This window comes from Parapusillimonas sp. JC17 (genome assembly GCF_052180245.1).
Lineage (GTDB): Bacteria > Pseudomonadota > Gammaproteobacteria > Burkholderiales > Burkholderiaceae_B > Parapusillimonas.
Map to the genome: position 1 here is coordinate 3,371,637 of NZ_CP197474.1, position 24,389 is coordinate 3,396,025.

A 24,389-nucleotide genomic window follows, 5' to 3' on the forward strand; every position below is an offset into this window, starting at 1 on the left:
GTTCCAGCAGTCTTGCCGCATGGCAGTGTGGCTCGTCATTGCCCCGCTGTTGCTGGGGGGCTGCTCGATCCTGCGTGAGTTCGGCCCAGTGGTTGAGGTTCATACACTGGATGCGGGCGAGGCCATCGAACTCAAGCGCGGCGATATCCTGACACGCGGCAAACTCAGCGATGCGACGACCCAGACCATCAGGGTGGCGGCATTGGATGCGCAGGCTTGCGCAAAACCGATCTCAGCGGATTGCGTCGAGGCCCTGGCCGCCGTGACCGGCGTTGCCGCGGATCGACGCCTGGCTGCACTGTCCGAACTGTGGCTGGCGCAGGCTCAGGCCATGAAGCCCGGATCAGAGCAGCAAGCCGCCTGGCTTGAGACCATTCGTTATGCCTATGCCTACCTGTTCTTCGGTGACCATACGCCTGGGGAGCGAGCCTTCGAGGATCGCCAGACGCAAGTGCGGGATTGGTATAACTATGCGGTCGAACGTGCCGCCACCGGGATGTTCGAGGTTCGGCAACAAATGTCTACGCAGTTGCCAGCGCAGACCCGCTGGAACATTGCAGGCTGGGAGCTGCAGCTGGATATGCGCAGCGCGCGCTTGCCGGGCAGTACGGCGGTGCCAGCCGAACTCCTGCCAGCCTCGTCCCTGTCTTTCCGCGGACTGCGCAGCCTCTACCGGCGCGACGGTTTCGGCGCCGAGCTGGTGGCGGTCATGCCGGACGAACCCCTGACTTCCGCCCCCACCCGGGATGGCCATCCAGCGGCCAAACGCAATCAGCAGCCTCTACCCTGGAGCGAGATGCCCGCGCCGTCCATGACGATTCTGCTGCACCCGGACGGAGACGACCTGGACAGCGTGCTGCATACCCGCACTGTCCGTTTGACGGTGCATGACCCCTATGTGGAGTCGGCCATCATGCTGCGCGGGCAGCGCGTACCGCTGGCGGCCAATTTCACCGCCGGCTACGGACTGTGGCTGGCCCGCGCCAACTTCAACCGGCAGTCGCTGCGCAGCCTGCTTGGGCGCGAGGGTGGAATCGACCGTCCGCACGTCTACCTGATGCAGCCCTACGATCCGAACCGACGGATCATCGTCATGCTGCACGGACTGGCCAGTAGCCCGGAAGCCTGGGTGGAACTCGCCAACGAAATCCTGGGCGATGAGGCGCTGCGCCAGCATTACCAAATCTGGCAGGTCTACTACCCGACCAATATGCCGATCGCATTGAACCACGCGATGATTCGCAGGGCGCTCGGGGATACGCTGGCGCATTTCGATCCTTCCGGCCAGGCGCCGGCATCGTCCGACCTTGTACTGGTGGGGCATAGCATGGGCGGGGTCATCGCGCGGTTGATGGTGTCGTCAACCGACCAGTCGCTGGTGCAGCTGGCTGCGGATCGCAGTCGGCTGACGCCGCAGCAGATCAAACGCATAGATCCGATGTTGCGTTTCGAGCCCTTCCCGCATGTCGGCCGCGCCATCTTCATCGCAGCACCGCACCGGGGCACGTCGGTCGCAGGTGGACGCCTGGGGCGCTGGATGGCGGGATTCATTCGCTTCCCCGTTACGGTGCTCGAAGAACTCGCCCACACACTAGCACCCAATGCGGCGGCCAGCAGCCACGAAAGCCTGGGGCATATCCCCAATAGCGTCGACAACCTCGACGAGAACGATCCTTTCGTGCGCGCGGCAGCGGACTTTCCCATCTCTGCCCAGGTGAACTATCACTCGATCGTGGCCCAGGCTGACCCCGAAGTGGCCCTCGTTGATTCCGATGACGGCCTCGTGCCTTACCGCAGCGCCCACCTTCCCGGGGCGCAATCCGAGAAAATCATCATTTCAGGACACAGCGTGCAACAGAGCGCGGCGGCAGTGCTGGAAATCCAGCGCATTCTGAGAGAGGACATTGCTCTGCGGGAAGCGCATTTCATGCAGCCATAGACAACTGCCATCTGCTGTACGCAGCCGAGCTGATTTGGGCAAGCTTCTATCTTTCAGATGGGCGTAGTGCACTCCTCTGTAATGCGTAGGTCGTAGGTTCGATTCCTATTTCCGGCACCAGATTTAAGCTAACAAGCTGTAAGAAAGTATCGAAAAATCAAGGGGTTGGCCGGGTTCCCGTCCAGCCCCTTTTTTCATGCCCTCCCGGTCCGTCCCGGTGTTAGTGCCGACCCAAAACTGACCATCTGGGGGTGCGGACGAAAACTTGGACTACCAGGAGGTAGTTCATGTATTCCTACGAAGATCGAATTCGAGCGGTTGAGCTCTATATCAAGCTGGGCAGGCGCGTCAGGCCCACGATCCGCCAGCTGGGTTATCCAACAAAGAATTCTCTGAAGGGCTGGTACAACGAATACCAGCAGAAGCTCGACTTGCCAGCGGGCTATGCGGGCCGGAGACCCAAGTTCTCGAAGGAACAGAAGGCGGCAGCTATCGAGCATTACCTCGCTCACGACCGCTGCATTGCGGCCACCATGAGGGCACTGGGCTACCCCTGCAGAGGGACGCTAACCGCTTGGATTCGCGAGGCCCTTCCTGAAGCCAGAAGGCGTGTCGTCGGCAGTACGGTGCGACGAAGGTATTCCGGGGAGCTGATGCAAGCAGGAGTCATGGAACTCTGCACTCGCGAGGAAAGTGCCCAGGCTGTAGCCGACAAGTTCGGCGTGTGCCGGCCAACGCTGTACAACTGGAAGAACCAACTTCTGGGACGTGAAGCACCCGCATCCATGAAACGTACCAATCCATCTTCGCCTTCGCAGGAGCGCGATGAGCTCGAGCGCCAGGTTGAGTCCCTGCGCCGCGAAGTCAGGCAACTGCGCCTCGAGCAGGATCTTTTGAACAAGGCCAACGAACTGTTAAAAAAAGGCCTGGGCGTCGACCTGCAGCTCCTGTCCAACCGGGAGAAGACACTGCTGATTGACGCCCTCAGGGAGCACTATGGCCTGCCAGAGCTCCTTGCACAGTTGGATCTTGCGCGCAGTTCGTATTTCTATCACCGGGCCCGCGCAGCGGTGGGCGACAAGTACCTGAAGGTTCGGCAATCCATCACCGACATCTTTGAGTCGAACCACCGCTGCTATGGCTACCGCAGGCTGCAGGCATCTCTGACCAGGCAGGACGTCACGATCTCAGAGAAGGTTGTACAGCGGTTGATGAAGCAGGAAAGCCTGGTTGTTCCAAGGCCCAGAAAGCGCCGCTATGCGTCTTACCTTGGCGAAATCAGCCCAGCGCCTGAGAACCTCATCGATCGCGACTTCCAGGCCGCGGTGCCCAACGCGAAATGGCTCACGGACATCACGGAGTTCCAGATCCCGGCTGGCAAGGTGTACCTCTCGCCCATCATCGACTGCTTCGACGGAATGGTCGTCAGCTGGACCATTGGGACCAGTCCGGACGCGGAGTTGGTCAACACGATGCTGGACGCAGCCATCGAGACGTTGGCCGACACGGCTGATCGTCCCGTGGTCCACTCCGATCGGGGCGGCCACTACCGCTGGCCGGGTTGGCTCTCAAGAATGAGCAACGCGAACTTCATCCGCTCGATGTCTCGCAAAGCATGCTCACCTGATAACGCTGCCTGCGAAGGCTTCTTCGGTCGGCTGAAGAATGAGCTGTTCTATCCTCGGGACTGGAAGACCGCCACCATTGAGCAGTTCGTCGAGGCGGTCGACTCGTACATCCGCTGGTACAACGAGAAGCGGATCAAGATCGCACCCGTATTCTTGTCAGCGGTGACAGCGCAGGCGGCGGCCTCGCGGCGGCGCTGGCATTGCTCGCGCGCGATAGGGGTAAGTATGCGATCGCCTACCAGCATCTGGTCTTCCCAATGATCGATGACCGCACGGCGATTGATCCCGACGTATCACCCTATGCAGGGGAGTTCATCTGGACGCAGGCCTCAGATCTGTATGGCTGGACATCATTGCTCAATTGCGCGCCCGGCTCGCGCGAGGTGTCCTGCTACGCCGCTGCGGCACGGGCAGAAGATCTTGCGGGATTGCCACCCACATTCATCATGTGCGGGGCACTAGACCTATTCCTTGAGGAGAGCCTCGAATATGCCCGACGGTTAATGCGGGCTGGGGTGCCCGTCGAAATGCACATCTACCCTGGCGCTCCACACGGGTTTCAGATGGTGCAGACAGCAGTGGTGAGCCAACAGGCAGTTCGCGACTCCACGGCAGCGTTGTCAAAAGCATTACGAGGGACGAGACACGAATGAGCGGTGATCCGCTGCTCATTCGGCGCAAATGCGATCAGCATGGATTTCTTTGAAACTGGTCGTTTTGCGTCGTATTGACGCGCAGAAGCGGCGCTCCGCACTAGTAGCTATAGTGCGGCGCCCTTTCGCCTTGGGAAGGCGTGGCGACGGTGGCGAAACATTGTCTTAAGAAGGCGACAGTCATCAGGGCGGCCTCTACGTCGGTTTGTCGCTATATTGCGTTTGCTCAAGGAAATCCACAATCCGTTCGTGGTAGTCCTGTCGATGACTCGGACGTCCACTGCCCGCCAAGGAATGCGTGCCCCCAGGGTAAAGGACCATCGTGGCGTCGGCCTTGCCACTGCGCACTAGAGCGGATTTCACCCGTTGGGTGCTGGCCCGGCTGCGCCACCATCGCTTCGACACCGTCGCCCAGGTCGATGCAGCCATCACCGAACTGCTATCGAGCGTGAACGACCGGCCGTTTCAGAAGCTGCCCGGCAGCCGCGCCAGCGTGTTCGCCGAACTGGATGCGCCGACACTGATGTCGCTGCCGCGCCAACCCTATGAGCTTGCCCGCTTCAAGACGGTGAAGGTCCACATCGACTACCACGTCGAGATGGAGGGCCACCGCTACAGCGTGCCGCATGCGCTCGTCGGCCAGGCCCTGGAGGCGCGCCTCACCCGCCACGGCGTGGAGTTGCTGCTGCGCGGCCAGCGCGTGGCCGCCCACGCTCGCAACGAGCGCCGCGGCGGCTACACCACGGTGGAGGCCCACATGCCTGCTGCCCACCGCGCCCACCTGGAGTGGACGCCTCAGCGGCTGATCGATTGGGGCCAACGCATCGGCATGGCATGCGGCGAACTCATCACCCGGCTGCTGCAGACCTACAAGCATCCCGAACACGGCTACCGCTCCTGCCTGGGACTGCTGAACCTGTCGCGCCGATATGGCGAGGCACGGCTGGAGGCGGCCTGCGAACGGGCCCTCGCTCTGGGTGCCTTCCGCTACCACCATGTGCGCGACCTGCTGGCCAACAACCGTGACCAGGTGCCGCTGGATGCCGAAGCCGAATGGACCAGTCCGACGCACGCCAACCTGCGCGGACCGGGCTACTACCAGTGAGGACGACCGACCTCACCAGCCCAGAGCCCACCATGAACCCATCCAATCCATTGCACCCACACGCCATGCTCAACAACGCCACCCTGACCCAACTGCGCGCGCTCAAACTGCAGGGCTTCGCCGACGCCTTGCAGCAGCAGCAAGAACAGGCCGACTGCCTGAACCTGTCGTTCGACGAGCGACTGGCCCTGCTGGTCGAGCGCGAGGTCTACGCCCGAGGCGACCGCAAGCGGGCTCGGCTGCTGCAGCGTGCCCAGCTGAAGTACCCCACGGCCACCTTGGAGGACGCCAGCTTCGAGACGGTGCGCGGCATCGACAGGTCCACCTTGATGGGCGTCGCACTGTCGACCTGGATCGAGCGGGGCGAGACGCTGACCTTCGCCGGCGCCACCGGGCTGGGCAAGACGTGGCTGGCCTGCGCGCTGGCCCAGTACGCCTGTCGCCAGGGACACTCGGCGCTGTACCTGAGGGTGCCACGTCTGGCCGAGGAGCTTCGCATCCTCCACGGCGCAGGCACCTTCCGACGTTGGCTCGAGCAGCTTGCCAAGGTCGACGTGTTGATCCTGGACGATTGGGGGACGGGTCCGATGGACAGTGTCACCCGGGGTGACCTGCTGGAGGTCATTGATGACCGGGTAGGCCACCGCGCGACGATCATCACGCACCAGTTGCCCATCGAGCATTGGCACGCCTGGCTGGGCGACGCCACGATCGCCGACGCCATCCTCGACCGATTGATGCAAAGCTGCCGGCGCTTCAATCTCGAGGGCGAGTCGCGTCGCACCGGCAAGGCCGCGCGGGCGGCAGCCAAGTCAACAAGGGCAGTTCAGGAGGCCAGCCAATGATCTGAGCGAACCTGACCGCCCCTAAACTCTGCCCCCTGCGCAGCACCGCCATCGACCTGGGCGGTCACGATCACCGAAACGCGTGGTCACGTTGCCGAAATGACGCCGAATTCACCGCTCGGCGTGCCGGTCACGATGGACCGAAATGGGCGGTCACGTTCGCCGAAATACGCATTTTCTACCTGCGGCCTCCCATGGACGTGGAGATCGACCCGAAGACCGGGATCCTCCATGCCTACGCGAAGATCTTCGACAACTCCTGGTATCCCCACTCCCCAGGGTTTTTGCCCACGGCAGTGGTGGGTGCATCCCCGCTGGGAAAGGGATCAGCGGTGGTTGGGGTGGAGCACGGAGGCCGTTACCACGCTGCCTTGCGCCTGAAGCCTGAAGACGTGGCTGAGCTGAACCGGGTCGGGCGCGACGCTACCGGGGATCGAATCTTTTTCAAGGTCCTGAAGGGCGGCCTTCAGCCCAACGGCCTGCCAGACATCGTTCTCCAAGTCGACCGTTTGGAGATCGGCTACAAAAACCAGGTCATCGGCATTACCCCATCCAAAGACAAGGACGCTTGAATGAAGCCACAGACGAAGTTTGCCGCAGCCCTGGGGGTGCAGCCGGGTTGCCCCGTGCAGGTCACGTAAGGAACTGGCGCAAGCGCCGAGCTGCTGGGCCACTCCCAGCGATAGGGGTTGTTCGTCTTCCCCACCAGGTCGGATGCGCAGGCCTGGCGACAAACCGCCATGGATGTGCCCCCACCGGTCCAGTTGTAGTCGCAGTAGTGCATACCCGCGTAACCCTTCGGGCGCAACTTGACAGGTCGGTTGCGCTTGGGCTGTTCCCATCAGATCAACGACAGATACGGATTGTTTGGAGGCACCTCCGTAAACAACAAATGGGGGTCTTGCAAAAGGTAGCCATGCAGGCGCCGTGATTTTCGCGGACCTGTCACTTCGCTGGCCCAGATGTTCAAGCCGTTGGGATGCTTGCGATGCAACTGCACCCGCTCGAAGCGCTTTTGCACCCATTGCCAATCTTGTTGGCTCTCCTGCTTTGCCAGCATGCCCACTTGTGGGTGTTCTTGTGCGTACCGCTGGAACACGCCAGGGCTGACCAGATACGCGGTGTCGCTCACGGTATGCACGAGCGCCTTCGCATCATTGATGATGAGCTTGCGTAAAGCGATACCCTGGCGCAGCCACTCCATGAAATGCTCACCGGATGGCCGTGCGCTTAAGGGTGGCGGTGCAGCTATGGCCGTGGATACAGGCGACGTTGGCGAGGTCACAGCCATAGTCGGCATAGGAGCCTCGGAGCGTGCGGCAGATGTGTTGGCTGTATCGGCCTGCTCATTGTGAGAAACGTCGGGCGGATCGCCCATGCCTACCATAGCTAACATGTCTTCCATGGCATCGGGCATGGCCGGGGAAGCGGGCGGGGGAGCCTGGGCAGCGATGTCGCCGCTTTCCTCCCAACGCTTCGGCTCCTGACCCTCGGCGGCTGGCTTTGTCGCGATCGCGGCCGGGGGTACGAAAGCATCGGTATCTTTGGCTGCAGGCGCTACGTCGATTACCACGGTGCCAGCGAACGGTGTCGGCCGCTGGCCAGATTCCCAGATCAGCGCAGGAGCGATGCGCAGCAGCGTGAACGAGTGAGACCAGCCGCTGGGGCTGGTCACGGTCGCCCGCCAGACCGCCTTGTCGTCCGGTGTGGGCTGCAACATACCGTGGTCCTGCAGCACATTGAACACCGCCGTGTTGTTCGCCGGGATGCCATCGATGCCCTGGGATAGCAGGTGCGCACGCAGCTTGTCGGAGACCGTCTTGCTCACCAGCCACAGCGCGTCCTCGGTGAGCCAGCCATCGGAGGCCTCGGGCTGGTTCAGTTTCAACTCTTCCTTGAGCAGATAGCGCAGCCCGTCGAGTAGCTTGCGTTGCAGCGCATGCTTGGGTGCGGCCATGGCGCGCGCCGGATCGCCGCCCAGCTCCTGCGCTACCGAGGCACGGTCGGCTTGCACGACAAGCTCGCCCAGTATCCCGGCGTGCTCGTACTGGCCAGCCAGGACGTAGAGCAGCGGCGCCCATAGCGCCGGATAGCCACTGAGCCAGTCCAGGACTTGGCGGTCAAGCAGCTGGCGGTAGAGCAAGCCTGTCGCGGCACTGTGCAGGCGATACTCGCGATCGTCGCGGTAGCGGAAGCGGTACGGCTGGTGCAACGGGCCGTGCCAGGGATGCCAGGTGTTGCCGTCGGCCAGTTCGACGTGCAGATCGACCGCGATCTTGCCGATGTCGTGCAGCAGAGCGGCATAGGCGACGGCGGCCGTCCAGGCTTCGGCTTGCGCGGCCTGGTTCTCAGGGCTGGCGCCGATGGGCAGCAGATGGGACTGTCGCAGCTTGAGGCTATAGGCGACGATCTCCAGGCCGTGGTCCAGCATGCCGCCCGGGTAGGCATGGTGGTGGTTTTCGGAGGCGGGGAACTGCTGGACCAGCTCGGCGTAGCGCTCCAGCGGTGCGCGGTATAGGGTGGCGAACTGCCTGCGCGACAGCGACGTGCGCTGCCAGATGTGTTCCAGCAGTTTCTGCCGGCGCGGTGTTGCCAGCAGCGCTGCGGCGGCTTCTGGCCGCAGCAGCCCTTTCGGGAGATCGATGGCAGGTGCTGGCGACGGAGCGGGGGCGACAGAGACCCTTTTTCGCTGGAACAAGGAGAGCATGTAGGTGTCCTGTTGGCGGGCCGGCCGGGAGGCCTTTTCGCCTTTTCAGGTAGGGCCTTTCCCCTTGCGCCCCATTCCCTTGCCCTTTCGGCCCTTTGGCCTTTAACCATTTGGGTATAGGACGCCGGGCATCGATCGTCCATCGCCAATGCGGGGTGCGGGCGGTCGGATTGATGCATGAAGGCTCGCTATTCCCGGCCTACGATGGGCGATTCTTGGACGGGAGAACGCCATGAGGCATCACATTGACAAGGTAAGGAATATTCCTTACCATAGAGGCATCTCTATCAGGAGAACGGCCATGCCTGTCATTCATGAAGTTGCCACACTGACCTCCAAGGGCCAGATCACTCTGCCCAAGCCCATCCGGCAAGCGCTCGGTGTCGATGCCGGCGGCAAAGTCGCATTTGACCTGCGTGACGGCGAAGTCGTCGTGACCCGTGCCGACGCCGAGCACGAGGACCCCGCCATCGGTGCGTTTCTGAGCCTGCTGGCCCGCGACATCGAGGCTGGCCGGAACGTCCAAGGCCTGCCCGAGGATCTGGCTCGCGCCATGCTGAAGCACGCGGGGCACGGCGTGAAGCTGGACGAGGAAATCGACGGGGAAGTGGCGCTCTGATGCAACGGCATGGCTGGACGCTGCTATTCCATGACTGCGTGATCGAGCAGTTGCAGAAGTTGCATGCAGCCGCCCGGCGCGCGCAGGAGAACGATCCGAATGGCTTCGAGTCCAACGCCAACGTCAAGCTCTTCCGGGCCTTGAGTCAGTTGATGCTGGATGTGGTGCCGAGTGATCCGGCGCGCGACGAATACCGCCAGGGCAATACCTTGGGGCCGGCCCACCGCCACTGGCGACGGGCCAAGATCGGAAGGCGGTTCCGGCTGTTCTTCCGGTACGACTCCAAGGCGAAGATCATCGTTTACGCCTGGGTCAACGATGAGCAGACATTGCGGTCGTCGGGCAGCAAGTCAGACCCCTACGCCGTTTTTGAGAAGATGTTGGGGCGGGGAAATCCGCCGGACGACTGGAACGCATTGGTACTGGCAAGCAAGCAGGATTGGAGCAAACTGAAGTAGGCATCCCCCATGTAGCAGGAGACGACCATGAGCACGACAACACGCATCAGCACCGCAGAACGGCTTGGCCGCAGCGTCGGCCGCGGGTGGCGGGCCTATGCCCGCAGCGAACGGCGAGTGTCGAACTGGCTGGTTTCCAAGGGTGTGCCGGTGGCTGGTGCCACCGCGCTGCTGTGGTTGGTCAAGTTGGCCGTGCTCGGTGTGCTCCTGTACACCACTTTCTGGCTGGCTCTGCTGCTGGTGTTCGCAATAGCTGCCGCTTGGATGGCCCGCAATGCTGATCTGGATCACGAGTTACCCGAGCCGGAATGGAGAAACGGGCCTGCGGGATTTGGCCTGTACACCTATGACGGCTTTCGCGTTGATCCACATGTCGAGGATGATTAGCAGCACTCACTTTTTCGACACGGCGTTGAGCGCAATACCTCCTCCTTTACCCCCTGCAGCCTTGGCATCTCCCGTGGCTCCAGCGAGGCCTTGAAGGACGTTGCCGGCGCGAACGCCTGCCCAAGCCAAGGCCATGACCCAGAAGGTGGGCATTACGATGAACATTGTGCCCATGACGAAGTTCAGGAGCATGTCGCCGAACGCATTGTTCAACCCGACCAGTGGATCAAAGTTGTTGTGCGGCCGGTTCCAGCCCCAGCCCCACCCATAGAGCGCGTCGAGGATAGTGCTGTCGATCCAGCGTGCGAGCTGGAACCAAAAATCCACGAAGAACAGCGCGAATTGCACGACGCTGACGGTAACGACCGTCTTCAGGTCATAGGTGCCAATGACCAGCACGAGCGGGATGCAGATGACCAGCGCCATCTTGAGCAAGGCGAGCACCATGGGCAGCGCCTGGCGAACGACGTCCATGGCAGGGAACGCTGCGATTCCCCCGACTGCCATTCCTACGTCGCCGGCCGCGCGCGTGATGACGTTCGGCAAGGTCTTGTCGATCTGGCCACCGTAGTCCGTATAGACGCTCCCCTGGTTCAGTTTCTGCTGTCTCGGTGAAGCGATGGTGCGGATCACGGAGTCGTCCACCTCGGCGCGGCTCAGAAACCCGGCCCAGCCCGCCACCCGCGTGAGCAGATTTGGGTCCACTTGGCCCAACAGCCGCGCGCGCAAGCCATTGCTGCCGTCGGCCCACCATTGCCTGCAGGTCGGATAGCCACCGCCGCTGGACACTTGGGCCAGCCCAGCATCACGGTCACTGTCGTAAGGCCAGTCATCGCGTGGCGTGCTCGACCGATAGTTGTCGTAGTAGCCGGCCGTGTCCGTGAAAAAGCGGGAGCCAATCCAGGTCACGTCGTGCATCTGCGCCTCATCGAGGTTCGGGCGCTGCATGAACAGCTTGGCGCGGGCCGGCCCGTAGCAGTCGTGCGTGAAATCCGCGACCTCCTGAGCCAAAACCGGGTCGTCGATGCGCGTGGCGTCGATCTCCATCCGCATCTGCCGCAAATCAGTGCCGCAAGGGATCGCCGCCACGGAAGCTCCCGTGACCGCACGCGAGAGCGCGTGCATGAAGGCCCACCACACCGGCAGCTTGGCGCTCTGGTTGTTGAGCGTCGAGAAGGACTGCGACCAGCCCGTGCCGGTAGGCTGCGGCACGCTGACCTGGCACTGCGCCGAGCGCGAGCTGTCGTACTGGATGGTGTTGAGGTCCACGTCGATGAACGGAATGCCAGCGAACATCACCACCACGATGGCGACGAACACCCGGTTCTCAATGCGCGCAGCCGACAGCACGCCCTTGTTGCCCTCGTCCGCGCCTTCCGCGCGTGCCTTGAGCCATTCCTGCACGATGATCGCCACGAAAGGCAACGCGAATACCCCGCTGGACACCAGCACGGCCCAGATTCCGTTATGGACGATCCAGGAGACTAGGGTGAGGTAGTACTCCAGGTAGTCGGTCGTAAAAAGCGTCATTGCCTGAATCTCCCCTCAGCCCTGCATCAGCAGGCTGGCTTCCAGCGCTACGATTGCGATGACGCCAGCGATCTCGCTGCGCACCAGGCGGCGCCGTGCCTGCCCATCCGCGCCGTTCTGGGCCTCGCGCGCCAGCAACCGGCGGCGCATCCAGACCCATCCATAGGCTGTCGCGCCGTACAGGCACAGCCGCCACACCAGGAAGTAGCCCGCAGTGGCGGCCAGCCACTGCTCCCAGCCGTCAACGCTGCCGACCAGGTAGATGCCGACGACGTTGGCCCCCACGGCAGCCGCGATGATCACCACCGTCCATAGCAGCGCCTTCACCGCGTGCCGGCTGAACAGCCGGCCCAGCCAGTTCGCGCGCGGACTCATGGCCGGCCTCCCGGGTTGCCCTTCTGCAACTGGTCGAGGCGGTCGGGCACCGGGTCCCCCTCATAGACGCCGCGCGAACCCGCCGCGCGCGTACCGTGGCGCTGGATGATGGCCATCGGCGAGTTGTTGGCCAGCTCGCGGCGCAGCTCCAGCTCGGTCTTGAGGTTGCGGATCTCGCGGTCGAGCGTGTCGCTCTCGTGGTTCACCGCCTCGACCGCCAACTGGTTGGCCGCCACGTTGGGTTCCTTCTTGCCCGTCAGCAGGGTCCGCTGGAGCAGCAATGCTTTCTCCAGCACCGACGAGAGCGCGACCTCGGACGCTAGGCGTCGCGCGAGCAGGTCCTGGTCCGGCTCGTCGCGCAGTGCCTCGATCACGCCGCGCGTGATCGGCAGCGACGTGCTGCCGGCCTCGCGCAGGTTCTCGAAGGTCGTGTTGCGCGTCCCCGAGATCAGCTCCTGCAAGGTTTCCAGCTTCACCTCGTATTCTTCCTGGATCAGCGGCGTCAGTCCGACGCCGGGCACCGTCTCGGTCTTGGTGCAGGCATCGCAGGTGCGCTGCTCCTGCTCCCCGAGGACCCGTGTGGCCCATTCGATCGCCTGCTGCGGCGAGGTCCAGGTCTGGCACGACAGGCTCACGCAACTGGCTGATGCGATGGATGACGTGTCGGTCACGCCACGGCCGTTGACCAGGTTGTAGCCCGCGCGAGTGACATCGCCGACCACCCGAATAGCCGGCTGGCCTGCGCCACCGGCATTGCTGCCGCCCACCCAGGGCACGCCATCATTGCCCCGGCGCGTCTCGGCCTGCTCGATGGCCGACACGGCGTCCGTGCTCGACACCGCATCGCGCAGCGCCATGCCTTCGGCCATCTGGCTCCAGCCAAGCTGGCCGCCCGCCATCTCGGCCATCTTCTCGGCCATGGCGCGGCACGTCAGCTTGGAACGGTCGAAATCCAGCCGCGCTTGCAGCACGCCATTCGTGAGCAAGTTGTACAAACCGGGATCGGCGCGTTGGATGATCAGCGCCGGCAGGGATGCCACGGCACTCGTGGCGCTCTGGATCACGTTACCCATGATCTGCTGGAAACCATTCGTGATGCCATTGAGCTGATTGCGCAGGGTGGTCTGAAGGCTCATGTCACCGCAGATCAGGTTGCTGTTCCACCCCACGCCGACCCCGATCGAACGCATGCCGGCGGCGCGGCCCATGGACACTGCGCTGCCGCCGCCGATCGAGTACATGACGTCATCGCCGACGACGGGGCCGCTGTTCTGGTATCCGGCCTGTGCCCATGCCAGGCCGCAGCCCAGGGCGAGCGCGCCGGCCAGTGCCGTCGGACGCAGCAGGCGGTACGCCCTGGTGGAGAGATTCGTCGGTTCAGGACGCTTCATCGTGGCACCTCAGAGGAAATCAACGCTGCCAAGAAACACCTGCCCACGGCGTTCACAGCACGCATAGGGCCGCCACAGCGCCCACGCGTAATCGCCTTGCTGGGCCTGTGTCAGGGAGCCGTTGCGCGGGAAGACCGAGCATGACGATGACAGGACGGGTGTGAGTTCCTGCCACTTGCCCGTCGAGGCGTCGCCTTCGACCAGCTCGCCAGCCGGCCAGTAGCCATCACGGGCGTTGGCGAGCAGCGGCTGGTACACGTGCAACTGCCCGCGGCGAGTGACGACATCGCCCGCACGCTGGGCCACCACGGCACCAGCCTTGTGGTCGTCTGTCTGATGCAGGAAGCCGCCGCGCGGATACACGTTGCCCCAGAGGTTCAACGTCGAGCGCACGCCGATCTCGCGCGTCCCGGGGATCAGTGCCTCCGGGTAGGCCATCTCGGGCACGTTGTAGCGCCAGGCCAGCGTGTCCAAGGTGCTGAGCAGATACGGCATGAACGCCGTGCCCGCGCCCTCGCAGAAGTAGCCCGATGAGGAGACGAACTGGTTGAATACCTCGACGCCGGGATGCCCGATGACATCCGCGTTCTTGAATTTGGCGAGGTTGTTCTCGTGGTCTTCGTTGGTGGTGCCGTCACCACCGGCCTGAGCTGAAGGATTGGGCGTGCTCATCGCCCGAACCTCGGCCCAGGGGTTTTCTCCGGTATTGCTGTAGCTGGAGACGACCGCATCCGGGATGTAGTGGCGCACTTTGACCGACGTGCGCACCGTGCAGCCGGTCCAGGTGCAGTACAGCCAGTAGCAGATCCCGACGACGCGGTATTCGAGGCAGTCTGGCGATGCCACCGAGCCGACGATGGTTGCGGTGTTGAGCGCATAGCTGCCCGTGGCGCTGAGCAGCAGCACGGATGCCACGCCAGCACGCAAGCGGCGCATCAGGTCGAATGGGCGGGTCACGGCTGGGCCCTCCGGTGCTGCTCGATGCGCGCGACAGCGCGGGCCACATCGGGTTCGCCATAGACGACGTAGCGTTGATCCACCACGACGGCCGGGATGCTGGTGATGCCCAGGCTCCATGCGTCGGCAACGCCCTGGTAGGCGGAAGCGATGCGGCGTTGGAGGTCGGTGCCGCCGCTGTTCAGCCGACGCTTGACGAGGGCGGTCGCCTGTTCGGGTTCGGCGGGCAGTTCCGCAGAAAGCTCCGCTTCAATCCGGTACGCTTCGTCCAGCTCGATCAGCCGCTCGCCGCCCATGGTCTTGACCGGATGGCGGCTGTCGGTGATGACCAGCACATCGGCAGCGAATGTGGCCGGACTGAAGACACCCAAGGACACCGGCAGTACAACGGCCAGGCCAAGGGCTCGCCAGCTTGGAGCGGACCTGGGAAAAGATGCTGGCATGACGCGTGCCCCGGAAGTTGATCAGGGCCATAGTCAAACGCCGAACCCGGTCCGGCCCCCACAAACAATGCGCATCGCGGACACCCCGCATACCTGCTTGCTTCTCGGCAAGGAAGAAGCGGAGGCCGAAGCCCCCGCTGTGATCAATGAAGCGATGTGCTACAGCAGGCCGTGCTCCGCGAAGGAGTACGGAATTCCCTGGCCGACGATGATGTGATCCAGTACCCGAACATCGATCAGCGCCAGCGCGGCCTGCAGTTGCTGGGTCAGCGCGCGGTCGGCGCTCGACGGCTCAGTGGCTCCCGAGGGATGCTGGTGCGAAAGAATGACCGCGGCGGCATTCAGCTCCAAAGCACGCTGCACGATGACACGCGCGTGCACCGTGGCCGAATTGATCGTGCCTCTGAACATCGGCTCGTAGGCCAGCACCTGGTGCAGGCTGTCCATGAACACAACGACGAATACTTCGTTGGGCTCGGCGACCAGTTTCAGACGCAGGTAGTCCCGCACGGCTGCTGGCCGGTCGAGCCGGGGGCCGGCTTTGAAAACCCGCTGTTCCAGCAGCGCGATGGCTTGCTGGATGATCCAGTCTTCGTGCTGGGCTGCGACGACGGAAAGCGACTCCACGCAGGAGTCATTGACGACGAAAGACATGACGAACCTCCGGGTGATGAGATCGGAGGCGCATGCCCAGGGAGGGCAAGCCCTCCTGGGGATGGGAACAACGGAACATGATGCATCCACCACCGCGGGTGCGGTGATCGTTCGCGGCCAGGATGCGAGGCGAACGGGTAGCGATCAGCGCAGAGGACTGCGCCGTAGCCTCAAGGACCGCAGGCTACCTGGGCATGTCGCCGACAACGTCGGCAGGCATTTCGGTGGTCGGTGCGGCGGCCGAGTCGTCAGCCGACAGCATGTCCATGGCCGAAAGCAAGGAGTCGCCCTCGATCGGCCCTTGCAGTAGGATTGCCTGACCGGTCTGGCGATCATGCAGCCGGATAGATGGCGTGGCGGTCACGCCGCCCTTCGTGGCTTCCTCGGCCTGGGCGCGGATCACCGCATCCGGCCGCTTGCTTGCCAGACAGTGCTCGATGGCGGGCGTAAGGTCTGGATAGCTCAGGCCGTCGGGCAAGCCCTGGCCGTCGCTGCGTGTATGGGCATAGACCCATTCGATGGCCCGCCAGAAGGCAGCTTGCCCGCCGACCTCAGCGGCGCATTCGGCCAGGCGTGCTTCGGCGGACGCGGCCGGCTCATGCGCGGCCAGCGGCTGGTGATGCCATTGCAAGGCAACGTCGGTATTGGCTCCCACCCACTGCTTGAGCCTCGGAAAATAATCCCGGCAGAACGGGCATTCCAGGTCGGCATAGAGCGTCAGCGTAAAGCGGCCGTCCTGGTTGCCCATCTGCCACGGCGGCCCCGCCGCCTGCGCAGCGCTGTCCGGGGCGGACGACTGCGTTAAGGATTCGCCGGACGACTGGAACACGAGCCAGATCAGCAGTAGCGCGACCAGCGTAGCGGCCGAGACCCAGATCCAGCGCTTCCGCGAGCGATGGCGACGGAACGCCTGCACTTGCATCGGAATGAAGGGACGTTTCGGCTCCATGGCGTTCTCCGGCTATTGCGGCAGGTCCAGGGCCGGCGACTCGATGCCGCGTGCCTGGTCGATGTTCTCGGCCACCTTGAAGGCCGCCTCCAGTTCGGTGATGCCGTACTGCTGCATGAGCTGGTAGCGTTCGGCCTTCTCCTCGGGTTCGGTCTGCGCGAGTGCGAGGTAGAGGCTTGGCGGTACGGCCCGAAACAGCACCTCCATCGACTTCGACAGGATCACGCCTTCGGTGAATTTCCCTGCTTCCTTGCGTGCGGAAAGCATCAACGCCTTCTGCGCGGGCGAGAGTTCGCGAAAGCGCGCGATCTTCTCCACCTCGTCCGGCGGCATCGACAGGCAGATCCACCACTCGATCATGTTGAGCATGGGTTCTGCGGCACGGGGCAGATCGTCAATGTTCTGCGTCGCGAGCCAGAACCACGCGCCCAACTTGCGCCACATCTTCGTGATCTTCACGACGTAGGGCGCGAGCAACGGGTTCTTGGTGATGATGTGGCCTTCGTCGGTCACATTGACGATCGGTCGGCCCAGATACTGGTCGCGCTCGGCGATGTTGTTCACCGTGCTGATCAGGCTGATGTACGCGATGGAGAGCTGCGCGTTGTAGCCCTCGCGAGCATAGGTCGCGAGATCCACCAGAGTGATGTCGGCCTCGGGCCAAGGGGAACCGTCCCGATCGAACATCTCGCCATCCGTGCCCTGGCAGAACATGTCCATTGCGTCCGCCATCTCCAGCAGCCGCACGCGCCGCATCTCTGGCAGCGTGCTGTCGTTGCCCCGCGCGCGCAACGCATCACGCACATCACGCGTGAGCACCGTGCGCCTCTTGGCCACGCAGCGCTCGGCAGCATCCAGAATGCACTGGCGGATCAGCGAGCGGTCGGCCCGCGTCATGCGGGCTTCTTCCTTGTCTTCCCCACCTGTGATCATCAACCGCGCGGTGATCTCCAACTCGCCCAGTACGTCGCGTTGCTCGTCCGGCTCCATGGCCGAGGCATCGGGTGGCAGCTCTTCGTCCAGCGCATCGGCATCGAGCGTTTGCACGTCGCTGGGTGTCTCGATCAGCCGGCGCGCATCGGCAAACGGCGCCAGGGTCACGCCCGAGCCAGGGGCCAGCTTCACGCGGTTGACCGTCAGACCCAAACGCCTGGCAAATTCGCTGAACAAACCGAAGCTGTTGCCAGCCTCCACGATGAAGAGCCGCGGCCGGTAGATGGCCGTGACCTGGTTCAGCAGGTTGTTGAGCGTGGCGCTTTTGCCCGAGCCGGTTGGGCCGAACAGGAACAGATGGGCATTCATCTGTCGGTCCAGGCGGTTGAGCGGGTCGAAAGTGATCGGGCCGCCGCCGCGGTTGAACATCGTGATGCCGGGGTGCCCGGTGCCCTGAGCACGGCCCCATACCGGCGACAGATTCGCCGCGTGCTGGGCGAACATGAGTTGCGTGTACCACTTGCGCCGGTCTTGGCTGGGGTTGTAGCAGCACGGCAGCCAGCGCAGGTAGCTGTTGAGCGGCGCCACCTCGTCGTCCTCGCGCACCGGCTGCAAGCCGGCGTTGAGCATCACGTTCGCCAGATCCAGCCCGCGACGGTTCAGCTCGGCTTCGTCACGCCCGCGCAGGTAGAACGCCAGCGTGCCCCGGTAGAGCTTGTGCGCGCTGCCGATGAGCGAACGGGCCTCGTGCACATCCTTGAGCGTCTGCTCGGATGCCAGGGTTTCGCCCACGGCCTTCTTCGCCAGGTGATTCAAATCCGATTCGAGGACATCCTGCGGTGTGGCGACCATCGTCAGGCACATCAAGGTGTCTTCGGGCATCTGGTCGAACAGCGTGTTGATCGCATCGCCCTTGCGGGTCTCTCCGGTCAGATGCCCGGCGCCGGGTGGCATCCGTAGCCGGTCGGTGATCAGCACGCGGTGCGGCATGCCGTCGAAGGTCCAGGTACCGCGCGCTACGTCGGAGCGCGGTTGCCCAAAGAACAACCGTTGGCTGAAATCCCGTCCGCTCGCCAGTTCGATCTCGCCGTCTTCGGTCTCATCGGGATAGCGTGCCAACGCATAGAAGCGCTCGCGGTCCTCGACCGCAGGCCCGAGCAACGCGGGATTGGGGTTGAACCACCGCAGCAGCCAGTCGTGAACGTCGGTTGCGACCATACGCCGGGCCTGAATACCGGCGTTGGCCAAGCCACCACACAGGCGATCGCAGACGATATTGAGCATCTGCTCCGGCGTCTGGCCACGGCGGCTCGCCTGTCCGCTGGAACGCCGATAGACCACCATCCGTACACGCCGGCTTTGGCCGCGCCAGCGCAGGCGCGTGACCACGGTGTCCTCGAACAGGCCACCCGGCTTGGCCACCGCGCGCAGGTGATGACCGAAAAAGCGCAGGTAGAACTCGGTGAAAGCTGTATCGCGTGCGCGCGGCTGCACGTAGTCGCGCAGGGTCTGCATGTACTGGTCGAAGCTGGCCTCGTCCTGGGCGTAGAGCTGGAGTACCCAGGGGTGCTCGTCCAATTCATCGAAGCTGTCTTGCAGCGCATTCTCCAGGGCATCCCGGGCATGTGCGAGCCAGCCGGGTTCCCGGCCCTCGGTGCCCAGCGGCACCAACTCGTAGAAGGCCGCGACCGATTGCCCGTCCTCCAGCAGCATGGCCTTCGACTCGGGCAGGAACTCCACCCAAGGCAGCAGTTCCACGAACGAAGGCGCGACGTCGTACAGCGCCTGCTCGTCGGCCACCGTTGCCGACCTGCGCCCGCGGACCGCCGAGCCGGGTTCGGGAATACCGGCCTGGCGCAAGGCCTCAACATGGCGCTTCCAGCCGTCCGGTTGCTCTTCATCGCCAGCACTGGATGCGGCCAGCTTCGGCCAAGAGAGTTTCCAGCGCATCAATAATCCTCCACGCGCTCGCCCGGCATGGCGTACTGGGTACGCTGGTACAGGGGGAAAACGGTCGTGTAGCCCGGCACAGGTATGGGGTCGGTGCCCGCCAGGTGGGGGAACACATACATCACAAGGTCGGGATTCGGCAGGCGCTGAAATTGGCGATAGACTTCGTTGCGCGCCGTGCGCGTGTAGCGCATCTGCTCAGAAGGTGCGGCCTGCACGTCCGCTTCGGTCAGCGGCCGACGCAGGCTTTGACGCGCATCGAGCAATTGCCTGCGCGCTACCTGGCCAGCACCGCCGCCACCGTCGCCGGCTTCCTGCTGCCAAATGTCCATCATCGTGCTGCTACCGTGGGGCAGCAGCTTTTCCTTGCTGGTGGCGCAGCCGCCGAGCACCGCAACGGCAACGGCCAGCGCAAGGCCACGGGTCAAGTCAGTCAAGTTCGAGAGCATGGCTTTCTCCTGCGCGGTGATCGACCTTGCGACCCTCGGGGTCGAAGTCGATGGCAAGGGGTTTTTCGAGGTGGACAGCGACTTTCGCGCCGGGCTGCACATAGACGGCGGCGAAGGCCTGCCCGTAGAGCTTGTTGACCCAGTTCGACATTTCCTGGACGCCACCGGCGAGAATCCGGCCCACGGCCTCCTGACCACTGATGCCCACAGTGCCGATGGAGCCGTCCGAGCCGACGTAGGACATCTGGCCGCTGTCGCTTTCGATGAGCGAGGCCACGCCGGCACCGGCCGCGGTGATCAGGGCCTGCGAACCGAGGTACTGCTGGGCGTTGCTGCGCCGCTCCCCACTGACGCAGGGAATGCCATAGGGATCGCTGATCCAGCCCAGGCCATCGCGTTGCTGGTTGTTCTGCTGGTTGCCCTCGCGGTCCTCGGGAATGGTGCGGATGGTTCCGTCATGAAAGACGAACGTAATGCTGCGCACCTGGCCGCGCACGCACGAGAGCGTCCAGTCGCCCGAGGCTGTGCCGCTGAACACGGCGCCCGCCACGTCGGGAATATCGATGCCGTTGGCCGTGAGGTTGTCGGGGCCCACCAGGACTTTGAAGGGGTACGGGTCGTTCACGGTGCCGTCGATCGGCACACGGCCGATTAGCGCGGTCATCGCCACCGATCCCATGAGGGTGGAGTTTGTCGGAACCGTATAAACAGCCTTGGCGGTCTTGACGCCGGCGGCGCGTGCGCCCGCGTTCGCCACGGTTTCCGCCGTGGTTTCCAGCGTGCGCTGCGCCGGTCCAAAGCTCGTCGGAAAGCTCATGGCGCCACTGGACGAGCCGCGCGCCTCAGCCTTCTTCGCGTCGTCCGGTTCCACCCAGCGCACGCCGCCTTCCATCCCGGCCTCGTCGCCGTCGCGCAGTCCCAGGCCCACCGGCAGGTCGGCATGGCCGCCGCCACGACCGCCGATCGCCTCCAGGCGTCGCTGCAAGTCCGCGAGCAAGCCTTCGGTTTGCTGGCGCTCGCTCGCGGCTTGCTGCTGGTCGCGCCGCAGGTTGGAACGCTCGGCTTCGAGCGCGGCGTTGATGCGCTGATCGATCGAGTTCTTGCGCTGGCGCAGGCGTTGGTTTTCCTCGCGCTGAGACTTGTTGTCGGACAGCGCGGTCTGAAGCTCGGTGCGCAGTTGCTTGACCTGCGCGACCAGCGTGGCGACGGTATCGCGCGGGGTATCGCCCTCGATGCCCAGCGCCTTCATCTCTTCGGGCGTGAGCTGGCTCCCCGCGTCGGCTTGGGAAAGTGTCGAAGGTCCGCCGCCCGAGAACAGACGGACGCCGATGAACAGCACCAGGAGGGCCACTGGGATCATCAGCCACTTCAGGAGTCCGTTACTGCGCATGACGGGCCTCCTTGCCGTTCTCATCCGCATTCGGTTGCGGCAGATGCACGGCCGGGTCGAAGCGGTGAATGGCGGGCAGCAGCGATTGCGCAAGGCCCCGCCCGCGCGTTACCAGGTACACGGTGGTGGTGTCCTCCGGTGTGCCGCGCGGGCCCAACGCCTCATGCTGGAAAGTGGCGGTGAGGAAATCGCCTTGCAGCACGCGCGGGTCGAGCGTGATCCAGGCGGCACTGCTGTTCGTGAGACGCACGGCAGTGACCCACTGATCCTCCAAGCGCCAGGATGCGAGCGCGACGGCGCGCACCGACAACGTCGGCATCAGCGTGCCGAGGTCCAGGTTGCGGCGCAGGTTGACGCGCATCACGCCCGCAAGTGGCTCAACCGTACGCAGCGGTGCGTACAGGTTCTGCGCGGCAAACCGCGTCAGCACGACCGCGACCGGCGTTTCGCGCCGGGCCGGCGGCGCGCCCGTCGAATCACCAGAGCGTGCCGACACTTTATCGGCGCCCGCTGGCTGACCGCCATAGCGCGCTGAAGCGGTATTGCCCTCGACGATGCGCACCGGCTCCAGCTCCGCTTCGCCGTCCTTGGGCGGCTCGGCCGCAATGTCCAGCAGGATCAATGCGCCCGTGTCGGCGTCTTGCAGTTGCAGCCGTGCGGGCTCGATTGGCTCGCTGGCGCGCAGGTACACCGCGCCGCCCGCGCTCTGCACCCGCAGGCGCTCGCCCACGGCGGCCGGCACGCCCACGCGCACGTTCCGGTCGATGAACACAATGCGCTCCTGGCCGACCTTCAGGGGAACGGCCAGCGGCATGCGCTCCCAGCGCAGGATCTCCACCGCCTGGGCCGCAGATGCCAAGGCCACGGCCAGCAGCCCCAGCAAGGCGAGGGAGTAATGCTGTAAGGAGTGCTTCATGGGGTTTCTCCTTGAGGCGCTTGCGAAGGCAACCTGCCAGATGTCGGGCGCGTCGGCTCCGGGACGTTGATGCGCTGGGGCGTGCCGTCGTAGCAATCGAGCGCCAGGCCGAACGGGTTGCGTGAGGGATCGACGTCCACCCGCGTGACTTTGATGGGGTAGCGCACCAGGGCGCGCTTGACCTGCTCAGCGCCGTAATACTCGTCGGCGCTGATGTCTAGCGTCACCACCCAGTCGCGGTCGGAGACGACGCGCACGCGGGCGGTGGGATCGTCGCCATAACCACGGCCCGGGATTTCATAGATGCCGCGCACGCGCTGGCGCAGCTCGCCGGTGCTGCGCCGGTAGTCGTAGTCGGCACGCAGAAAGGCGTGACAGGCTGGCGTGAGGTATGGCGAGAGCGCGTGCAGGTTGCGCGGGTAGTCTTCCTCGCCATTGGTCGGCCAGCGGTTGAGCTGCTGGAACACGTAGAACGTGAAGGCATAGACCGATTCGGGTGGCACTTCCCACCACTTGCGGGTGCTGCCGGAGCGCAGGTCAGGCGGGACGTGGATGGTCAGATCGCGCGGGGCACTCCACCAACCGCCACCCATGACCAGCGCGACGATGACCAGCGCGCCCGCGCCCAGGCGCAGCGTCTTAATGTGCGCCTGCAGGTGGGTGATCTCGTTCTTGAAACGGCTCATCGCGTCCCCCTTGCAACAGACCTTCGGGTGGTCCAGAAGCCGGAACGCGAGATCAGCACGTGGCCGCCCACCCAGCCGGCAGCCAACGGATGCTTCGTGGCGATGCGCCACTGCAACTGCCGGTACAGCCAGGTGTCGGGACGGCCGCGCTTGAGCCGACGTAGGATACCGCCGCCCACGAACACACCAAACGCCACGCCCAGCACGATGAATGTGGGCGCCAGCGCAATGGTGCGGGACACCCAGGACAGCGGCGCGCCGATCAGCAAGCCGGCGCCGCCAGACAAGCCGCAGCAGATCCACAGTTCGTCTGCGGTAAGGCCGCGCACCACAATGGGATGGCGGTTGAGCCGGTGTGGAAGGAACGTGACCGTCCCGTCCGCACGGACGTGCTGCTGCTCGGACATACCGACCTCGCTTACAGGATGCCGGTGGCTTCGGTGAGCAGCCAGATGCCGATCACGAGCAGCACGGCGCCAATGGCGACCGTGAGGCCGAACTGGCCCCAGGTCTTGCGGCCGGTGTGGATCTCCGCGTAGGTGCCGTAGGCGTGATAGCAGACACCGATGAACATCGACGCCACCACCAGGAGGGCCACGAGCATGATGATGTCGTAGCCGTAGTTGCGGATCGTCTCCATGATGCCGTTGCCCGTGCCGCGAGTCGGGTTCTCCAACTGCGGCAGACCCTGCGCGTACGACAGCGCAGGCAGCGCGGCTGCACCCAGGGCCACGGCGGCGCGCTGGGCAAAACGGGAAGTGAGGATGCGGTTATGCATGGTCAGGCCTTTCAGGTCAGGAGAGGAGGAAGAAAGTCAGGACGAGGTACATCGCGACGAAGCGGATGCAGACGCCGAGGAACTGGCGTTGGTTGAGGCGGCTCTCGGACCACCCCACGTAGGCCGTTCGGATGGCCCAGACGCCCCAGACGAGCAGGACCGCGAGCACGACACCGACCAGGACGGTCGCCATCGCGGAAGGCGCGATGCCGCTATTGGCTTGAAAAGCCGAGACCTGGGCGCCGTTCATGGCTTGCCCTCCGCAGTCGTAGCCGGCAGCGGCTCAGCCGGCCGCTCGGTGCGATAGTCGCCGGCCAGTTCGGAGGGGTCGCGCGGCTGGGCGCGCGACGGTGTGAGATGGGCCTGGATGCCAGCGCGCACGCGGGCCAGGTCGGCCAGCAGCCGCGGGTAGTCGAAGTGGTAGCGCTCGCCCGGAATGACGGCGGTGTGCGCGGCGCTGTCGGTCACGGTGCGCTCCAGCGCGTCGAGCTGGCGCAGCGCGCCGGCCAGTTCCTGGCGCTGTGCCGGGGACTCGGCCACCGCCATCGGGGACTGACCCATCAGGAGGGCCGTCACGAGAAAAGTGGGCACGCCGCGATGCGCGGCGCGCAGCCAGGTTGAAGCCACCTTCGCGCCATTCCTGTGTG

24 protein-coding genes and 2 pseudogenes are annotated in these 24,389 nt (G+C 64.3%); 9 read left to right on the plus strand and 17 right to left on the minus strand.

What is annotated here, in order from left to right:
* Positions 1–19: 19 nt before the first annotated feature.
* The 6 genes and pseudogenes from ACSBPU_RS16235 to ACSBPU_RS16260 all read left to right on the plus strand — a co-directional run bounded on the left by ACSBPU_RS16235 (position 20) and on the right by ACSBPU_RS16260 (position 6,742).
* Entirely contained in the window at positions 20–1,939 is a 1,920-nt protein-coding gene (locus ACSBPU_RS16235) for an esterase/lipase family protein (RefSeq protein WP_245545169.1), read from the plus strand.
* Positions 1,940–2,226: 287 nt separating this feature from the next.
* Positions 2,227–3,732: pseudogene (locus ACSBPU_RS16240) on the plus strand (IS3 family transposase); the annotation flags it as partial.
* Positions 3,717–4,220, plus strand: coding sequence for an alpha/beta hydrolase fold domain-containing protein (locus ACSBPU_RS16245; protein WP_162850478.1), 504 nt, complete (start codon positions 3,717–3,719; stop codon positions 4,218–4,220). The pseudogene ACSBPU_RS16240 and the gene ACSBPU_RS16245, both read left to right, overlap by 16 nt.
* 364 nt (positions 4,221–4,584) lie before the next feature.
* Positions 4,585–5,325 (plus strand): annotated as a pseudogene (locus tag ACSBPU_RS16250) (Mu transposase domain-containing protein); the annotation flags it as partial.
* Positions 5,326–5,390: 65 nt separating this feature from the next.
* Positions 5,391–6,170 (plus strand): IS21-like element helper ATPase IstB, encoded by a 780-nt coding sequence (istB, locus tag ACSBPU_RS16255; RefSeq protein ID WP_012112352.1) that lies wholly within the window; start codon positions 5,391–5,393, stop codon positions 6,168–6,170.
* A gap of 194 nt (positions 6,171–6,364) precedes the next feature.
* Entirely contained in the window at positions 6,365–6,742 is a 378-nt protein-coding gene (locus ACSBPU_RS16260) for a hypothetical protein (protein WP_012112351.1), read from the plus strand.
* A 269-nt stretch (positions 6,743–7,011) separates the two neighbouring features.
* On the opposite strand, the gene mobH is transcribed toward ACSBPU_RS16260, so the two are convergent.
* Entirely contained in the window at positions 7,012–8,877 is a 1,866-nt protein-coding gene (mobH, locus tag ACSBPU_RS16265) for a MobH family relaxase (protein WP_012112350.1), read from the minus strand.
* Between the two features lie 301 nt (positions 8,878–9,178).
* Between mobH and ACSBPU_RS16270 the strand changes: the two genes are divergently transcribed.
* Genes ACSBPU_RS16270 through ACSBPU_RS16280 form a run of 3 tightly spaced genes read left to right on the plus strand, consistent with a single transcriptional unit; the run spans position 9,179 to position 10,341 of the window.
* Complete coding sequence (locus ACSBPU_RS16270; RefSeq protein ID WP_041536097.1) at positions 9,179–9,496, plus strand: type II toxin-antitoxin system PrlF family antitoxin; 318 nt, start codon at positions 9,179–9,181, stop codon at positions 9,494–9,496.
* Complete coding sequence (locus tag ACSBPU_RS16275) at positions 9,496–9,954, plus strand: type II toxin-antitoxin system YhaV family toxin (protein WP_012112348.1); 459 nt, start codon at positions 9,496–9,498, stop codon at positions 9,952–9,954. The genes ACSBPU_RS16270 and ACSBPU_RS16275 overlap by 1 nt, the downstream gene beginning before the upstream one ends.
* A 27-nt stretch (positions 9,955–9,981) precedes the next feature.
* Positions 9,982–10,341 carry a DUF3742 family protein gene (locus ACSBPU_RS16280; protein WP_012112347.1) on the plus strand — a complete coding sequence of 120 codons (360 nt, stop codon included), beginning with the start codon at positions 9,982–9,984 and terminating at the stop codon, positions 10,339–10,341.
* A 6-nt stretch (positions 10,342–10,347) separates the two neighbouring features.
* On the opposite strand, the gene ACSBPU_RS16285 is transcribed toward ACSBPU_RS16280, so the two are convergent.
* The 16 genes from ACSBPU_RS16285 to ACSBPU_RS16360 form a co-directional block, all read right to left on the minus strand.
* On the minus strand, positions 10,348–11,871 hold the full coding sequence (locus ACSBPU_RS16285) for a conjugal transfer protein TraG N-terminal domain-containing protein (RefSeq protein ID WP_012112346.1): 1,524 nt from the start codon (positions 11,869–11,871) through the stop codon (positions 10,348–10,350).
* Positions 11,872–11,886: 15 nt separating this feature from the next.
* Positions 11,887–12,246, minus strand: coding sequence for a hypothetical protein (locus ACSBPU_RS16290; protein ID WP_012112345.1), 360 nt, complete (start codon positions 12,244–12,246; stop codon positions 11,887–11,889).
* Complete coding sequence (locus ACSBPU_RS16295) at positions 12,243–13,637, minus strand: integrating conjugative element protein (RefSeq protein WP_012112344.1); 1,395 nt, start codon at positions 13,635–13,637, stop codon at positions 12,243–12,245. Before ACSBPU_RS16295 ends, ACSBPU_RS16290 begins: the two co-directional genes overlap by 4 nt.
* Before the next feature lie 9 nt (positions 13,638–13,646).
* Positions 13,647–14,594: a TIGR03756 family integrating conjugative element protein gene (locus ACSBPU_RS16300; protein ID WP_012112343.1), complete on the minus strand. Its 948-nt coding sequence runs from the start codon at positions 14,592–14,594 to the stop codon at positions 13,647–13,649.
* Positions 14,591–15,037, minus strand: a complete 447-nt coding sequence (locus ACSBPU_RS16305; RefSeq protein ID WP_012112342.1) for a TIGR03757 family integrating conjugative element protein — start codon at positions 15,035–15,037, stop codon at positions 14,591–14,593. The genes ACSBPU_RS16300 and ACSBPU_RS16305 overlap by 4 nt, the downstream gene beginning before the upstream one ends.
* Before the next feature lie 159 nt (positions 15,038–15,196).
* A complete protein-coding gene (locus tag ACSBPU_RS16310; RefSeq protein ID WP_012112341.1) occupies positions 15,197–15,691 on the minus strand; it encodes a JAB domain-containing protein in 495 nt (164 codons plus the stop codon).
* Between the two features lie 184 nt (positions 15,692–15,875).
* The gene (locus tag ACSBPU_RS16315; RefSeq protein WP_113934405.1) at positions 15,876–16,640 is read right to left on the minus strand and encodes a DsbA family protein; all 765 of its coding nucleotides are present in this window, start codon (positions 16,638–16,640) and stop codon (positions 15,876–15,878) included.
* Between the two features lie 12 nt (positions 16,641–16,652).
* Positions 16,653–19,523 (minus strand): conjugative transfer ATPase, encoded by a 2,871-nt coding sequence (locus ACSBPU_RS16320; RefSeq protein ID WP_012112339.1) that lies wholly within the window; start codon positions 19,521–19,523, stop codon positions 16,653–16,655.
* A complete protein-coding gene (locus ACSBPU_RS16325) occupies positions 19,523–19,972 on the minus strand; it encodes a TIGR03751 family conjugal transfer lipoprotein (protein WP_012112338.1) in 450 nt (149 codons plus the stop codon). The genes ACSBPU_RS16320 and ACSBPU_RS16325 overlap by 1 nt, the downstream gene beginning before the upstream one ends.
* On the minus strand, positions 19,953–21,362 hold the full coding sequence (locus tag ACSBPU_RS16330) for a TIGR03752 family integrating conjugative element protein (RefSeq protein WP_442592995.1): 1,410 nt from the start codon (positions 21,360–21,362) through the stop codon (positions 19,953–19,955). The genes ACSBPU_RS16325 and ACSBPU_RS16330 overlap by 20 nt, the downstream gene beginning before the upstream one ends.
* Positions 21,352–22,278: a TIGR03749 family integrating conjugative element protein gene (locus ACSBPU_RS16335; protein WP_012112336.1), complete on the minus strand. Its 927-nt coding sequence runs from the start codon at positions 22,276–22,278 to the stop codon at positions 21,352–21,354. Before ACSBPU_RS16335 ends, ACSBPU_RS16330 begins: the two co-directional genes overlap by 11 nt.
* On the minus strand, positions 22,275–22,964 hold the full coding sequence (locus ACSBPU_RS16340) for a PFL_4703 family integrating conjugative element protein (protein WP_012112335.1): 690 nt from the start codon (positions 22,962–22,964) through the stop codon (positions 22,275–22,277). Before ACSBPU_RS16340 ends, ACSBPU_RS16335 begins: the two co-directional genes overlap by 4 nt.
* Positions 22,961–23,371, minus strand: a complete 411-nt coding sequence (locus ACSBPU_RS16345) for a TIGR03750 family conjugal transfer protein (protein WP_012112334.1) — start codon at positions 23,369–23,371, stop codon at positions 22,961–22,963. Before ACSBPU_RS16345 ends, ACSBPU_RS16340 begins: the two co-directional genes overlap by 4 nt.
* Before the next feature lie 11 nt (positions 23,372–23,382).
* Positions 23,383–23,742, minus strand: a complete 360-nt coding sequence (locus ACSBPU_RS16350; RefSeq protein ID WP_012112333.1) for a TIGR03745 family integrating conjugative element membrane protein — start codon at positions 23,740–23,742, stop codon at positions 23,383–23,385.
* A gap of 16 nt (positions 23,743–23,758) precedes the next feature.
* Positions 23,759–23,992 (minus strand): TIGR03758 family integrating conjugative element protein, encoded by a 234-nt coding sequence (locus tag ACSBPU_RS16355; protein ID WP_012112332.1) that lies wholly within the window; start codon positions 23,990–23,992, stop codon positions 23,759–23,761.
* A complete protein-coding gene (locus tag ACSBPU_RS16360; RefSeq protein WP_442592996.1) occupies positions 23,989–24,369 on the minus strand; it encodes an integrative conjugative element protein, RAQPRD family in 381 nt (126 codons plus the stop codon). The genes ACSBPU_RS16355 and ACSBPU_RS16360 overlap by 4 nt, the downstream gene beginning before the upstream one ends.
* Positions 24,370–24,389 lie beyond the last annotated feature (20 nt).

What these genes read in the sequence shown, in the direction of transcription:
- ACSBPU_RS16235 (WP_245545169.1), top strand. Translation starts at nt 20, where the DNA reads ATGGCAGTGTGGCTCGTCATTGCCCCGCTGTTGCTGGGGGGCTGCTCG.
- istB (WP_012112352.1), top strand. Translation starts at nt 5,391, where the DNA reads ATGCTCAACAACGCCACCCTGACCCAACTGCGCGCGCTCAAACTGCAG.
- ACSBPU_RS16260 (WP_012112351.1), top strand. Translation starts at nt 6,365, where the DNA reads ATGGACGTGGAGATCGACCCGAAGACCGGGATCCTCCATGCCTACGCG.
- mobH (WP_012112350.1), bottom strand. Translation starts at nt 8,877, where the DNA reads ATGCTCTCCTTGTTCCAGCGAAAAAGGGTCTCTGTCGCCCCCGCTCCG.
- ACSBPU_RS16270 (WP_041536097.1), top strand. Translation starts at nt 9,179, where the DNA reads ATGCCTGTCATTCATGAAGTTGCCACACTGACCTCCAAGGGCCAGATC.
- ACSBPU_RS16275 (WP_012112348.1), top strand. Translation starts at nt 9,496, where the DNA reads ATGCAACGGCATGGCTGGACGCTGCTATTCCATGACTGCGTGATCGAG.
- ACSBPU_RS16280 (WP_012112347.1), top strand. Translation starts at nt 9,982, where the DNA reads ATGAGCACGACAACACGCATCAGCACCGCAGAACGGCTTGGCCGCAGC.
- ACSBPU_RS16285 (WP_012112346.1), bottom strand. Translation starts at nt 11,871, where the DNA reads ATGACGCTTTTTACGACCGACTACCTGGAGTACTACCTCACCCTAGTC.
- ACSBPU_RS16290 (WP_012112345.1), bottom strand. Translation starts at nt 12,246, where the DNA reads ATGAGTCCGCGCGCGAACTGGCTGGGCCGGCTGTTCAGCCGGCACGCG.
- ACSBPU_RS16295 (WP_012112344.1), bottom strand. Translation starts at nt 13,637, where the DNA reads ATGAAGCGTCCTGAACCGACGAATCTCTCCACCAGGGCGTACCGCCTG.
- ACSBPU_RS16305 (WP_012112342.1), bottom strand. Translation starts at nt 15,037, where the DNA reads ATGCCAGCATCTTTTCCCAGGTCCGCTCCAAGCTGGCGAGCCCTTGGC.
- ACSBPU_RS16310 (WP_012112341.1), bottom strand. Translation starts at nt 15,691, where the DNA reads ATGTCTTTCGTCGTCAATGACTCCTGCGTGGAGTCGCTTTCCGTCGTC.
- ACSBPU_RS16315 (WP_113934405.1), bottom strand. Translation starts at nt 16,640, where the DNA reads ATGGAGCCGAAACGTCCCTTCATTCCGATGCAAGTGCAGGCGTTCCGT.
- ACSBPU_RS16320 (WP_012112339.1), bottom strand. Translation starts at nt 19,523, where the DNA reads ATGCGCTGGAAACTCTCTTGGCCGAAGCTGGCCGCATCCAGTGCTGGC.
- ACSBPU_RS16325 (WP_012112338.1), bottom strand. Translation starts at nt 19,972, where the DNA reads ATGCTCTCGAACTTGACTGACTTGACCCGTGGCCTTGCGCTGGCCGTT.
- ACSBPU_RS16330 (WP_442592995.1), bottom strand. Translation starts at nt 21,362, where the DNA reads ATGCGCAGTAACGGACTCCTGAAGTGGCTGATGATCCCAGTGGCCCTC.
- ACSBPU_RS16335 (WP_012112336.1), bottom strand. Translation starts at nt 22,278, where the DNA reads ATGAAGCACTCCTTACAGCATTACTCCCTCGCCTTGCTGGGGCTGCTG.
- ACSBPU_RS16340 (WP_012112335.1), bottom strand. Translation starts at nt 22,964, where the DNA reads ATGAGCCGTTTCAAGAACGAGATCACCCACCTGCAGGCGCACATTAAG.
- ACSBPU_RS16345 (WP_012112334.1), bottom strand. Translation starts at nt 23,371, where the DNA reads ATGTCCGAGCAGCAGCACGTCCGTGCGGACGGGACGGTCACGTTCCTT.
- ACSBPU_RS16350 (WP_012112333.1), bottom strand. Translation starts at nt 23,742, where the DNA reads ATGCATAACCGCATCCTCACTTCCCGTTTTGCCCAGCGCGCCGCCGTG.
- ACSBPU_RS16355 (WP_012112332.1), bottom strand. Translation starts at nt 23,992, where the DNA reads ATGAACGGCGCCCAGGTCTCGGCTTTTCAAGCCAATAGCGGCATCGCG.